This window comes from Corynebacterium sp. MSK032 (assembly GCF_030232065.1).
Lineage (GTDB): Bacteria > Actinomycetota > Actinomycetes > Mycobacteriales > Mycobacteriaceae > Corynebacterium > Corynebacterium jeikeium_D.
Genome location: NZ_JASPJR010000010.1, coordinates 46,761 through 60,328 on the forward strand (window position 1 = coordinate 46,761; position 13,568 = coordinate 60,328).

The following is a 13,568-nucleotide window of genomic DNA, read 5'->3' on the forward strand; positions in this document are numbered from 1 at the left end:
CCTTCACCTAAGGAGACCGAGTGACTGCACAAACCCGTTCCATCGTTGTCGCCGCAATGGTTGTGACTGACCCGGTGGGGCGGGTTTTGTGCGTTCGTAAGCGGGGCACGGATACGTTCATGCTGCCCGGCGGCAAGTTCGAGCCGGGTGAGTCCGTCGATCACCCGGAGGTCACCGCCGCGCGCGAAGTCTCCGAGGAGCTCGGCGTGGACATCGACCTATCGCTGTTGCGTCCGTGGAATATCGCCCGTGCGGCCGCCGCCAACGAGGCGGGCTTCGAGGTCGTCGGCCACCATGTGCGCTATGTCGGCGAGTTCACCGATGAGCTGGCGAACGTTCAGCCCCACGCCGAAATTGAAGAGGTCCGCTGGCTCGACCCCTGGCTGCCGACCGGGAAAATCGCCCCTATGCTGGCCGAGACCACTCTGCCGAAACTCCGCGAAGAGCTGCCGCAGCTTGCCGCTGGCCGTGAACAGACACAGCGCGCACTGTCGTCACTAACTGTTTTCTGCGGCTCCGGCTTCGGCAACGATCCCGCCTGGCGCGTCACCGCCGAACGTCTCGGCCAGACACTCGCGGAAAATCGGGTGGAGCTCGTCTACGGTGGCGCGGCGATTGGTCTTATGGGCACGGTTGCTAACGCAGCGCTTGACGACGGCGGCAGTGTCACAGGTGTCATCCCCGAGGTCTTGGTCAAGAAGGAAATTGCCCATCCGCGGCTGACTCACCTGGAAACTGTTGCGACTATGGCCGATCGAAAGTCGCGCATGTATGAGCTCGGCGATGCTTTTGTTGCACTCCCCGGCGGTGCGGGCACACTGGAAGAGTTCTTCGAGGTGTGGACCCAGCAGCACCTGGGGATTCATGCCAAGCCAGTGGCGTTGCTGGGACCTTCGGGCTTCTGGGAGCCCCTGTTGGCGCTCCTGCGCAAAGTTGTGGATGCGGGGTTTGTGCGACCGGAGCTTCTCGATGCGCTTATCGTCGTCGACGACGTCGACAAGCTCCTGCCTGCGTTGATTGCGTGGCGTGCGGGGCGGACGAAGTTTTAGCCTGCCCCCAGGCCCCACAACACACTGCTAGTGAGCAGCAGCCAGCTGCTGCAGCTCAGCTTCGGTGCCGTTGAAGACATCCTCATCCACGATGGTCGGGATGCCATCGACGCGGCCGGTGGAGGAACGCTGCCAGAAGGCCATGCTCTCCCAACCGCCCGGCAGCGAGGTCGGAGCGCTGTCTTCGTAGGCGGCGAGCCACAGCGGGTAGTCGGTGAAGTCGGTCGAGTTACCCATCGGGTTCTGCCAGAACCAACGGTAGGTGTAAATCATCGGGGTTTCGCCGGTCTTTTCCTCTACGCGCTCGAGGAAGTCCTTGGTCCACTTCTGCAGCTGGGTCGGGTTGAGGCCATTATCCAGCTCGATGTCCAGCACCGGCGGCAGTGTCTTGTCTGTGGAGATTTGCTCATCGCGCTGCTGCAGTGCTTCTACGTACTGGTCAGCCTGCGCAATTGCGGAGCGATCCGGATGTGCCTTGTGGTAGCTGCCCACATACAGACCGGCCTTCGCTGCAGCAATGGAGTCCTCGAGGAAGTACTTCTGGTCACCTTCGACACCGTCGGTGGCCTTGATGAAAGCGAACTTCTGGCCGCTGGCTGCGACCTCGTCCCATTTCAGCGCGACGCCACCTGGGCGCTGCCACTTGGAAACGTCCACGCCGGTCGGCCCCATGTTGAAGCCGGTGCGAGCCGAGTTTGACGATGCGCTGGTAGCCGAACCAGTTGACGACCCGTTGGCATCAGAGCCCTGCGACTCCTGAACAGTCAAAAAGTCGAGCGACCCCTTGGAATCAGCAGCGGACTGGTTGGAGTGTGCAGATGCGTCCTGTGTTTGTGCGTCTGCCGGTGCAATAACACCCAAGGTCAGCGGCGCAACGGCCACGATACTTGCCAAAGTGGCGCGTCCCGGGCGTCGCTTCAACACCGCGTTCGCGGAAAGTGGAAGAAATTTCATGGTTTGCACCTTACCCCCTAAACCACTTCAGCCCCATTCGTAAGCCTAAACTTATTCCACCCCTCCAGTCACAGCTTCAATCCGCCCTTGCCCCTAGACTGGCGGCATGACAAATAGCACTAATACTGAGACCCAGTCCGCAACGTCCCAATTCTCAACAACTCCTCGCCCGCAGGACGACCTCTACTTGGCCACCAACGGTGGGTGGATTAGCAATCACGTCATCCCGGCTGACCGCCCCATCGATGGCGCCTTTTACAAGCTGCGGGATGAGGCGGAGGAAAACGTCCGCGAGCTCATCACCACTGCCGCCGATGCGGATCCGAATTCCCGCGTCGCTCGCTTGTACAACTCTTTTATGGACGAAGCCGCTATTAATAACGCCGGCGCAGCTCCTCTCGCGCAGGATCTAGAAATGATTGCCTCCGCCGAGAACGCGCATGAGCTGGCGTTGGCGCTCGGCCGCCTCGACCGCCTCGGTGTCGGTGGTGCGCTCGGGTACTGGGTAGAGAAGGATTCCGGCTCGGACCTGGATGCTCTCTATCTGTTGCAGTCGGGCCTCGGCCTCCCGGATGAGGCTTACTACCGCGAGCCTGGTCACGCCGACACCCTCGCTGCCTATGAGCAGCATGTTGCCGCTATGTTGAAGCTTCTCTCCTCGCATGACGACGGCGCGGGGAACCTCTCCACCGCGCTTGCTGCATTCGAGTTGGTGGACCCGGCCGCTGCGGCGGCGCGCATCGTGGCTTTTGAAAAGCGTATTGCCGCTGGTCACTGGAATGTGGTCGATACCCGCGATGCACTGAAGACCTATAACAAGACGGCCATTTCTGACCTCCCCACCGGCTTCCCGGTCGCGGAGTGGCTCGCGGCCACCGGTGTCAATGAGACGAACCAGACTGCCATCGACACCATCGTGGTGATGATGCCGTCGTACTTCGAGCACTTGAGCAAGTTGTGGCAGGACACTGACCTGGCAGATCTGCGCCTGTGGGCACTGTGGCGCGTCCTCCACCAGCGCGCCGCCTACCTGTCGGATGACTTCTCTGCGGAGAGCTTTAACTTCTACGGCCGCACCCTGCAGGGTTCGACCGAGCAGCGTGCACGCTGGAAGCGTGGTGTTGCCTTTGCGGACGGGGCGGTTGGACATGACGTCGGCAAGCTGTATGCGGAAAAGCACTTCCCTCCGGAGTACAAGGAGCAGGTCCTGGAACTGGTGGACTACCTGCTGGCGGCGTACCGGGAGCGAATTTCGAAGCTGCCGTGGATGACGAAGGCGACACAGGAGCGGGCGCTGGAGAAGCTGTCGCTGTTTAAGGCCAAGATTGGCTACCCGGAGCGTTGGCGTGATTACTCGGCGATGGAGCTCGGGGATTCACTGATGGACAATGCTCGCGCTGCCAGCGCTTTTGCGCATGATTATGAGGTGGCAAAGCTGGGAACCCCGGCCAATCGTGATGAGTGGCATGGCACTCCGCAGACGGTCAATGCCTTCTACAATCCGGTGGTCAATGACATCACGTTCCCGGCTGCGATTTTGCAGTCGCCGTTCTTCTCACCGGACGCTTCCCCGGCGGAGAACTTCGGTGGCATCGGTGCGGTTATTGGTCACGAGATTGGTCATGGTTTTGATGACCAGGGCTCGCAGTATGACGGTCACGGCAACCTTCACCAGTGGTGGACCGATGAGGATCGCGCAGCTTTTGAGAAGCTGACCTCCGCACTGGTGGACCAGTACGAGGGCCTGGTTCCGCAGGCTCTGCGCGAGCAGGCCGAGGAGGGCGCTGACCTGCCCGGTGTCAACGGTCGCTTCACCCTGGGAGAGAACATCGGTGACTTGGGCGGGCTTGGTATTGCTGTCGTCGCTTTCCGCCGTTTCCTCGCTGCCCGCGGAAAGGAACTCGGGTTGGAGGACACCCCCGAGACCTACCGCGACCTGTTCAAGCAGTGGGCACTGGTCTGGCGTTCCAAGATTCGTCCGGAGTTTGCACGTCAGCTGCTTGCCATTGACCCGCACTCGCCGGCGGAGTTCCGCTGCAACGTCATTGCCAGCAACATCGATGAGTTCCATGAGGCCTTCGGCACTTCAGCGGGGGACGGCATGTGGCGTGAGCCGAATGAGCGCGTGAATATCTGGTAATTCTGCGGGAACCCAACCTGCGCTGCCTTATCCTCCGATGCTTTCCGGGCTCTCCGATGCCTTCCGCAGCCTCCGGGGACAGCAAACGCCTCACCGTTTACTACAAATGCAAAAGCTGACTTTTTGTTTTTGCAAACGTGGAACTAAAATCACAGGTGAGGCGCACGCTTTCCCGATGACCAAGTCGGGCAGGGTCCCAATCAAGCGAGGTTCCTGTTACAAGTGCGCTTACTAAGTGCTCTTGCTGGAGGAGGCCGCTGTGGACACCCGCGACATCCAAGCACTCACCGCCGTCAAGCTCTATTACGGCGAGGGGCTCACACAGTCTCAGGTTGCAACCGAACTCGGGGTTTCCCGCCCAACGGTCTCTAAACTGCTCAACCTTGGCCGTGAGCGCGGTTACGTGCGCATTGAAATCCACGACCCGCGCGAGGAAGCCTCAGAGACCGCGACGCAGATGCGGGATCGCTACCAGCTCAACGATGTGCGCCTGGCGCAACCGGCACGCGCTGGCAACGCGGTCTTGCTCCGCGAGTTGGGGCGTGTGGGCGCCGAGCTTCTCGACGAGCTGGTGGTCGACGGTACCCTTCTCGGTGTTTCGTGGGGTAAGACCATGTACTCCGTATCCACGCAACTGAAGTCCAAGGATGTCTCGGGCGTGGAAATTGTGCAGCTCAAGGGCGGAATGAGTCATTCCGATAAGTCGACGAATGACATCCGCACTATTGGCGGGTTCTGCCACGCTTTCCATGCCTATGCCCGCACATTGCCGCTGCCGGTGATTTTCGATTCGGTCGAGACCAAGCGCATCGTGGAACAGGATCGGTTCATCGCCAGCGTATTGGCGCTTGGCCGGACGGTGGACATTGCCGTTTTCACTGTCGGCGCAGTCGACCATGATTCACTGGCCTTGAACTTGGGGCAGCTGTCGGCAACCGAAAAGGACTTACTCGTGGAGCGCGCAGTGGGCGATGCCTGCTCACGCTTCTACCGCCCGGACGGTGGCATTGCGCTGCCAGAGGTCGATGCCCGCACGGTAGGTATCAGCCTCTCTGACCTGCGCCGGATCCCCACTCGGGTACTTGTGGCCGGTGGCGCACACAAGGCCGAGGCTATCGATGTGGCCCTTCGAACAAAGTTGGCCACTCACTTGGTCATTGACGATGCCACCGCCGAGCGCCTACTTTCGCTCGACTCATCGGACTCACCGGGCTCGCCAGACTCACCCACTAGCTCCACCCCTCCCTCTGCCACGGATTAGCTGTCTCGGGACGCATCAGTACAAAGAACTGACACCCGGGCCCGAGAAGCGTCTCTGCCCTCTTCGACCGATAGACTTAAGCGAGCGCAGATGTCCGCATATATGTTGCAGCCGCTGTCCGGTCGGAGAGGACGATTCTTTAGGTGTCACCAGCACAGCAGATCAAGCACACACTCCAGGCCTACGAGTCGGCGGACGCATCTTTTGCTCAGTCCGCGAAGAAGTTGCCACCCGTGGGGTGGAAAGGAGCGCTCTACGCTCTCAAGCGTGCGGGTATCGAGTTTTTCTTGGAGCTCGGTTTCGACGCCGCCGCGAAGTTGACTTACTACACGGTGCTAACCTTCGCACCCGCACTGCTTGCGATTTACTCAATTGCCACGCTGATGTTGGCCGGTTACACCGATGACCTCAACCGACTGACCGAGGATTTCATCCGCAGCTACATTCCAGCTGAGTATGCCGAACCGATTCGCAATGTCATCTCAACGATTATCGGCTCCGCCACGGGCGGTCTCGTCGCACTGACTATCGGTATTGTCTTTGCGCTGATTTCGTCGTCGGCCTACACGCGCGCATTTTCGCGCACGGGTAACTCCATCTATGGCGTATCCGAAGGCCGCACGCTTATTCGCTACCACCTGCTCATGGTCGCCATTACGCTATTGCTGCTCATTGGCACGGTGGTACTGCTCATTGCGATTGTTGTCAATGACCAGCTAGTTATCACCATCGTCGAACCGGTTGCCCGCCCGTTGGGTATTGAATCGACCACGCGACAGGTCATTGACTTCTGCATCTCCGTCTGGAGTTGGCTGCGCTGGCCGGTCATTATCGTCATGTCGATGATTCTGATTGGCTCGCTGTACTACTTCACACCGAATGTGCGCATGCGCAAATTCCGCTGGCTCAGTACCGGTTCGGCACTGGCAATTATCAGCTCGCTGGGTATTGGCAAGGCATTGCAGCTTTACCTGTTCAACTTTGCGGCTTCAAACCCCTACGGCGCCATGGGTGCCGTCATTGCTCTCATGACTGCACTTTGGGGCATTAATGTCGTCGTGGTCTTCGGCTTCAAGCTGGATGCCGAGGTTGAGAGGATGCGCCAACTGCGCGCCGGCCTGCCCGCAGAGCGATACATCCAGCTTCCACCCCGAGCTACCGCGGCCGCCGAGGGCGAGCAGAAAATCCATCAGAATCTAGAAAAGCAGGCGGCCGAATTCCGAACTGAGGAACCCGACCGCCTGGATAAAATGCCAGCAGAAGCAACTGAAGATTTTTCCTCGCAGCCCGCTGCTGAGACTGACCCTGCTACCGATCCGTTCCAGAAGATCGACTAGCAGGGCCAGTAACTAACCACACAGCAAGCACCTAGCTATAGCGCAATCACACCCACAATTGCAGCGTTGAGCAGGTTGGTGCACAGACCCGCAATCAGCGCCAGCGGACCGTTCTTGGCAATCTCACCGCGACGCTCCGGCGATAGCGCACCGAAGGAACCGATCTGAATTGCAATGGAAGACAGGTTGGCGAAGCCAGCCAGGGCGAAGGTCGCCAACATGATGGACTTCGGATCCAGCGAGTCGACGTGCTCCGAGAACGAGGTGTAGCCGACGAACTCGTTCAGAATCGTCTTCTCACCAATGAAGCTACCGACCAGCCCTGCGTTCTCCCACGGCACACCAATCAACCAGGCAATCGGCGCGAAGATTAGGCCGAACAGCCCCTCCAGTGACCAGTTTTCCTGACCGAACCAGCCGCCGATGCCGCCAATCATGGCCGACAGCATCGCAATCACAGCGATGAACGCAATCAACAGACATGCCACAACCACAGCGATACGACCGCCGGCCAACGCACCCGATCCTAGCGCGTCAATGACGTTCTTCGACTCAGTGTCGCGGACATCCTTCACCGACGCATCCAGATCGGATTCCTCCGTCTCCGGCCAGAAAGTCTTCGCAATCAGCAGCGAGCCCGGCGCGTTCATTACCGATGCCGCCAGCAGGTACTCCAATGGCGCACCGAGCAGGGAGTAACCAATCAACGTCGATCCGGCCACCGAAGCAAAACCGCCCGACATACATGCGAACAGCTCCGACTTGGTCAGTTTCGGAATATACGGCTTAACGACGAGCGGAGCCTCCGACTGCCCGAGGAAAATCACCGTGGAAGCGAAGACGGACTCTACCTTCGAGGTTCCCATAATGAACTTCAGTGCGGACCCGACATACTCAACGAAGTACTGCACTACCCGCAGGTAGTAGAGGGCACCGAGGACTGCGCCCAGGAAGATGATCACTGGCAGCACGTTGAGCACGAAGACGAAGTTTTTCCCCGTGCCGTCGAAAAGATTACCGAAGACAAATGAGGTGCCCTCATTTGTAAAGTCGATCATCTTCTCAATGGCACCGGCGACGCTCTTCAACGCCTGGAAGCCGGGTTCCCACTTCAGCACTACCAGCGCGAACACCGCTTGCAGCAGCAGGCCAACGCCGAGCGTGCGCCAGTTAATGGCTTTCCTGTTCTTTGAGATAGCAATGGCAAATCCGATGACGAGGATGATGCCCAGTAAGCCTTGCAGTCTATCCATGACTAAGGTCTTCTTTCTTGATAAAAGAGGCTGTGGTGATGATGCCTACAGGTCCTCGGGACCAAAGGCGTAAGGGAGAATTTTTTCGAAGTCGATGCTGGCCGGAGCGCCTAAACCACCATTTTCCGGGCGCTCGGATTCCACAATGACACGCTTGCACCCAAATTCGTGCAGGACCTGCCGACAGGCACCACAGGGGTGGCACGGTGCCGCCTTTCGCCCGACAATGGCACAGGCCGCAATCTTATGGTTGCCGCCGTGCTCCGCGACCATGCGGAACACGGCTGTACGCTCTGCGCAGTTGGTCAACCCATAGGACGCATTTTCCACGTTGCAGCCTGTGACCACCGTGCCGTCGTCAAGCAGAAGTGCGGCACCGACCGGAAAACCTGAATAGGGGACGTACGAGTTTTCCGTGGCTGCGTAGGCCTTAGCCAGTAGTTCTTCGTCTGAAATGTAGGACATTGTGCTCTCCCTCCCCGAGCCTGTTCGAGGTGTTTATGCAAACATACTTATGTGGGTACAAATGGAAAGTTGCCTATTGACATTTGTTCTAGTGCTGATGATAATCGGAATCAGCAGAGTTCACAAGACCAATATCGCTAAGCACAATCGCCTATAAAAGGAGCGAACAATGGCTGAAAAGTTCGATGTAGTTGACGTCATCAAGGTAAAGCGTGATGGCGGTGAGCTCAGTCCGGAAGAGATTTCCTGGGTCATTGATGCCTACACTCGCGGTGTCGTGGGCGATGAACAGATGGCGGCGCTGAACATGGCCATCTTCATCCGCGGCATGAACCGTCGCGAGATTGTGGATTGGACTCAGGCGATGATTGACTCGGGCGAGACCATGAGCTTCGCATCGCTGAGCAAGCCCACCACGGACAAACACTCCACCGGTGGTGTCGGTGACAAGATCACGCTGCCGCTGGGCCCACTGGTGTCCTCCTACGGCGTGGCCGTCCCGCAGCTGTCCGGCCGCGGCCTCGGCCACACCGGCGGCACCCTGGACAAGCTGGAATCCATTCCAGGCTGGCAGGCTGATGTTCCGAATGACCGCCTGATGCAAATCCTGGAGGATTCCGGCGCGGTCGTCGCAGCAGCCGGTGCGGGCCTGGCACCTGCGGATAAGAAGATTTACGCGCTGCGTGACATCACCTCGACGGTGGACTGCATTCCGCTGATTGCCTCGTCAATCATGTCCAAGAAGATTGCGGAGGGCACCTCCAGCTTGGTGCTGGATGTCAAGGTCGGCTCGGGCGCCTTCATGAAGGATCTGAATCAGGCCCGCGAGCTGGCCCGCACCATGGTTGACCTGGGCAACGATGCGGGCGTGAATACCCGCGCACTGTTAACGGACATGTCCACTCCGCTGGGCCTGACCATCGGCAACGCCCTCGAGGTCCGCGAATCGGTGGAGGTTCTCGCTGGCGGTGGCCCCGCGGACGTCGTGGAGCTGACCTGTGAGCTGGCCCGAAACATGCTGGAGCTGGCCGGCGTACACGATGCTGACGTGGAGCAGGCTCTGAAGGACGGCCGCGCAATGGATTCGTGGAAGAAGATGATCCGCGCTCAGGGCGGCGATCCGGATGCCGCGTTGCCGGTGGCACCTCACACGCACGATGTGGTTGCGCAGGCTGACGGTTACCTGACCAAGCTGGATGCACTGGCTCTCGGCGTTGGTTCCTGGCGCTTGGGCGCGGGACGTGCTCGTAAGGATGATCCGGTGCAGGCCACTGCCGGTATTGAGATTTTCGCCAAGCCGGGAGACAAGGTGGTCAAGGGCCAGAAGCTGCTCACGCTGCACACTGAAACTCCGGATAAGTTCGAGCGCGCTCTCGAGTCCATCGAGCCAGGCATTGAAATCGGCGACACCGCGCCGACAGCCGAGCACGAGATTATCCTCGATCGCGTGTCCTAGAAAATTTCTGACGGGCTCGCGCCGGCGCCACTTCCCCGTCCCGAGCCCGCCATCTCCCTACTTTTAAGCTCTCTCCCAAATTTCCGAAAGGACTTGATTTCTCCCATGACTTCCCGCGCTGATGTTGCCAAGATGATTGACCACACCCTGCTCAAGCCAGAAGCCACCTCTGACCAGGTCAAGGCTCTTATCGCTGAGGCCGGCAAGCTCGGCACCTACTCCATCTGCATCTCCCCCTCGGAGCTCCCAGTCGAGGTGCCTGAGGGCCTGCACATCGCCACTGTCGTAGGCTTCCCCTCCGGTGCGGTGAAGGCCGAGGTCAAAGCCACCGAGGCCGCCCGCGCCGTGGTCGATGGTGCCGAAGAGATTGACATGGTCATCAACATCGCCTTCGCCAAGGAGCACCGCTTCGACGACCTTGAGGCCGAAATCAAGACTGTTCGCGATGCCATTCCGGGCAAGGTTCTGAAGGTCATCATCGAGTCGGCCGCCCTGACCGATGAGGAAATCATCGCAGCTTGCAAGGCCTCCGAGTCCGCAGGCGCAGACTTCGTCAAGACCTCCACAGGTTTCCACCCAGCTGGCGGCGCTTCCGCTCACGCCGTGAAACTCATGCGCGAAACCGTGGGCGACCGCCTGGGCGTCAAGGCTTCTGGCGGTATCCGCGATGCCGCTGCCGCTGAGGAAATGATCGCCGCTGGCGCCTCTCGCCTGGGCCTTTCTTCCTCCGCCGCTGTCCTCGACGGTCTGAAGTAGGCGAACCCCGATGCTCTCCGAACAGCTACAAGCCACCATCACCGATTGGATCGCCCACGATCCGGACGAGGCCACCGCCGCCGAGCTCTCTTCGCTTTACGACGAAGCCAAGGCCGCCAACCCCGATGCGATTGCCGAGCTGGAAAGCCGTTTCGCCGGGCCACTCGAATTCGGCACTGCAGGTCTTCGCGGTGTCGTTGCCGCTGGTCAGTCTCGCATGAACCGTGCCACGGTCATCCGTGCCACCGCTGGCCTGGTTGCGCATCTGAAGAACATTGTCGGCGATGACTTCACCGTGGTCATTGGTTGCGATGCCCGCCACGGCTCCGCTGATTTTCACCGCGATGCCGCCGCGGTTGTCGCCGCAGCCGGTGGCAAGGCCCTGGCCCTGCCGCAGCAGCTGCCCACACCGGTGACCGCCTTTGCCGTACGCCACCTCAATGCCGATGCCGGCATTATGGTCACAGCCAGCCACAATCCGCCGAAGGACAACGGTTACAAGGTTTACCTCGGTGGCCGCGCGGTGGAGTCTGATTCCCGCCGAGGCGTCCAGATTATCGCGCCCCATGACAAGCAAATTGCGGACGCCATTGCCGCTGCACCACCAGCTGATGAGGTCCCGCGTGACTTCGATGCCGTCGAGCAGGTGGGTTCTGAACTGCTTGATTCCTATGTGAAACGGGCGGCTGCGCTCGCAACGACGTCGTCAAGCGAAGAGAAGCAGGCAGCGAAGATTGTTCTCACCCCGATGCATGGTGTCGGTGGCGAGACCATCGTGCGCACGCTGAACGCGGCAGGTTTCTCGAATGTCAGCGTGGTCGAGAAGCAGTTCGCGCCAGATCCGGAGTTCCCGACGGTATCGTTCCCGAACCCGGAGGAAGCCGGTGCTTTGGATCTTGCGTTTGAGCTGGCTCGTGCCGAAGACGCGGATGTCATCATCGCGGCTGACCCGGATGCGGACCGTTGCTCGGTGGCTATTCCGGATAGCAGCGTCGACGGTGGCTGGCGACAGCTCTCCGGCGATGACATCGGTGCGTTTCTAGGTGAAGTCATCGGTGCGGATGCCGAGGCTCGTGGGATTGCGACCGTGAGCAATGATGAGGGCGCAGAGTTCCCGGCCACGATGGCTAACTCGATTGTGTCCTCACGCCTGCTGGGCAAGATTGCCGCAGGTCACGGACTGAATTATCGCGCTACACTGACTGGCTTTAAGTGGATTGCTGGTGTGGACGGGCTCGTCTTCGGCTACGAGGAGGCCATTGGCTACTGCACTGACCCGGCAGTCGTGCGAGACAAGGACGGCGTATCTGCGGCGGTGCGTGTCGCCGACGCGGTGGCGCGACTGAAGGGCCAGGGTCTTGGCATCCAGGACCTTCTGGATGATGTCGCCCGTGCCCATGGTCTCTACAAGACCGCACCGTTGACCTTCCGTGTCGAGGACCGCTCGCTGATCACCAAGGGCATGGACACTCTGCGCGCCAACCCGCCTGCACAACTGGCTGGTTCGAAGGTCACGCAGGTCACGGACATGAATGATGGCCTAGACATGGTCGACGCCAAGGCCGAGAGCTATCACATCCCGCCTACCGACGGCATTCTCATCCTCACCGAGGCCAACGACCGCGTCATTGCCCGGCCTTCCGGCACGGAACCGAAGCTGAAGTGCTACCTGGAAGTCGTGCTGCCGGTCGCTTCGGCCGCGATTCCGCACGTGGCCGCGGCCGAGCGGCTCGACCAGATTAAGGCCGAGCTCAAGGAAATCCTGGGGATGTAGCGACTAAACAGCTAACCAATAGGCAGCTACCAGCTACACCTCGCAACAAACTGGGGTGCGCATGAACGAAACGGCCGAAAAATGGCCGTGGGGTTTCACGCGCGCCCCAGTTTCACATATGCAGCCCGGAGTCTTGGGCCGGCTCACAAGTTACTGACTAGGTTTATGACAAAAACAAGCAGAAATTAGTGCCGAAACTGACATAAACTTAGGCAGTTTCTCGATGGTCACAACCTCATTTGAAGCTCACCACCTCATTTCGGGTCTAGCTAAACCCGTCCTTGCCGCATTTTGCGGACAACATGCGTCTCCTAACATGCTTTACAGTTTTCCCAGTAATACAATAAAAGCCGTTAACCGTGTCCCCAGGGGATGGAACACCATTCGCTACGCGGGTTGGGCTCATCACAGGGGGAACACTTCCTCCTCGTGATTGGTACGTCCAGCATGTCGCATAACGAGTTCCCCAGCTCAGACCCCAACTACAATTCGAATCCTTCCACCGGTTCTTTCGGCCCCGTGTACCCGAACCAGGCACCTCAACCCCAACCACAGCCGCAGCCCCAATTCGCTGCGCAGCCGGCACCAACTTTCGCTTACACAGCCCCGGCGTATCCGCAGCAAAGATCAGGTACTTCCGGCGCAATGATTGCGCTCATTTCAGTGCTGGTCGTGGTCCTGCTGGGCCTGGTTGGCGCGGTACTTTATGTCACCCTGAGTAAAGATGACTCGGTAACTGCGGCCGACACACAGACGGCTGCCACTACACAGGCCGCTGCCGATGCTTCGAGCCAGCCCAACCCACCGGTCACACAGACTGAGACCGTGGTTGTTCAAGATTCGAGTGGCTCATCCGGTAATTCGGGCTCGTCTCGCTCATCGGGCCTGGCTGGCGGCAACCTCTCCAGCGCATGGAAGGGCACGTCCTCAACGAGCGATCCGTTCGTTCGAAATGTACACAGCGCCTACGTCCGCTACCGCAATTCCACTGGTGCGGAATCCGGCACCATCACGGCCTACAGCCCAACGACTGGCCTGACCTACAACATGTGGTGCCGTCCTGCTGGCGGCAACATCAAGTGCACGGGCGGCCGTAACGCAGTGGTGTACATCGGCTAATGCA

The 13,568-nt window shown here is 59.6% G+C and carries 11 protein-coding genes; 8 read left to right on the plus strand and 3 right to left on the minus strand.

All coding sequences use genetic code 11. The features are described 5' to 3' along the window. The first annotated feature begins 20 nt into the window (after nucleotides 1–20). Nucleotides 21–1,049: a TIGR00730 family Rossman fold protein gene (locus QP995_RS07070; RefSeq protein ID WP_284853060.1), complete on the plus strand. Its 1,029-nt coding sequence runs from the start codon at nucleotides 21–23 to the stop codon at nucleotides 1,047–1,049. Between the two features lie 27 nt (nucleotides 1,050–1,076). On the opposite strand, the gene QP995_RS07075 is transcribed toward QP995_RS07070, so the two are convergent. Continuing rightward, nucleotides 1,077–2,003, minus strand: a complete 927-nt coding sequence (locus tag QP995_RS07075) for a glycoside hydrolase family 25 protein (RefSeq protein WP_069359693.1) — start codon at nucleotides 2,001–2,003, stop codon at nucleotides 1,077–1,079. A 106-nt stretch (nucleotides 2,004–2,109) separates the two neighbouring features. Between QP995_RS07075 and QP995_RS07080 the strand changes: the two genes are divergently transcribed. The 3 genes from QP995_RS07080 (at nucleotide 2,110) to QP995_RS07090 (ending at nucleotide 6,741) form a co-directional block, all read left to right on the plus strand. After that, a complete protein-coding gene (locus QP995_RS07080; protein WP_070429111.1) occupies nucleotides 2,110–4,143 on the plus strand; it encodes a M13 family metallopeptidase in 2,034 nt (677 codons plus the stop codon). Between the two features lie 259 nt (nucleotides 4,144–4,402). Beyond that, nucleotides 4,403–5,404, plus strand: a complete 1,002-nt coding sequence (locus tag QP995_RS07085; protein ID WP_049172610.1) for a sugar-binding transcriptional regulator — start codon at nucleotides 4,403–4,405, stop codon at nucleotides 5,402–5,404. 143 nt (nucleotides 5,405–5,547) lie between these two features. Then, a complete protein-coding gene (locus QP995_RS07090) occupies nucleotides 5,548–6,741 on the plus strand; it encodes a YihY/virulence factor BrkB family protein (RefSeq protein WP_224783750.1) in 1,194 nt (397 codons plus the stop codon). A 35-nt stretch (nucleotides 6,742–6,776) separates the two neighbouring features. Here QP995_RS07090 and QP995_RS07095 read toward each other — a convergent pair whose 3' ends face one another. Next, nucleotides 6,777–7,994, minus strand: coding sequence for a NupC/NupG family nucleoside CNT transporter (locus QP995_RS07095; protein ID WP_048732023.1), 1,218 nt, complete (start codon nucleotides 7,992–7,994; stop codon nucleotides 6,777–6,779). A 45-nt stretch (nucleotides 7,995–8,039) separates the two neighbouring features. Continuing rightward, nucleotides 8,040–8,459, minus strand: coding sequence for a cytidine deaminase (locus QP995_RS07100; protein WP_048732021.1), 420 nt, complete (start codon nucleotides 8,457–8,459; stop codon nucleotides 8,040–8,042). A 169-nt stretch (nucleotides 8,460–8,628) separates the two neighbouring features. Here QP995_RS07100 and QP995_RS07105 point away from each other — a divergent pair, with 169 nt between their 5' ends. From QP995_RS07105 to QP995_RS07120, 4 genes are all read left to right on the plus strand, one after another. Beyond that, a complete protein-coding gene (locus tag QP995_RS07105; protein WP_070862555.1) occupies nucleotides 8,629–9,915 on the plus strand; it encodes a thymidine phosphorylase in 1,287 nt (428 codons plus the stop codon). A gap of 105 nt (nucleotides 9,916–10,020) precedes the next feature. Then, complete coding sequence (gene deoC / locus QP995_RS07110) at nucleotides 10,021–10,671, plus strand: deoxyribose-phosphate aldolase (RefSeq protein ID WP_070429109.1); 651 nt, start codon at nucleotides 10,021–10,023, stop codon at nucleotides 10,669–10,671. Nucleotides 10,672–10,681: 10 nt separating this feature from the next. Further along, the gene (locus QP995_RS07115; RefSeq protein ID WP_284853061.1) at nucleotides 10,682–12,445 is read left to right on the plus strand and encodes a phospho-sugar mutase; all 1,764 of its coding nucleotides are present in this window, start codon (nucleotides 10,682–10,684) and stop codon (nucleotides 12,443–12,445) included. A gap of 645 nt (nucleotides 12,446–13,090) precedes the next feature. Continuing rightward, a complete protein-coding gene (locus QP995_RS07120) occupies nucleotides 13,091–13,564 on the plus strand; it encodes a hypothetical protein (RefSeq protein WP_242458691.1) in 474 nt (157 codons plus the stop codon). Nucleotides 13,565–13,568: the final 4 nt, after the last annotated feature.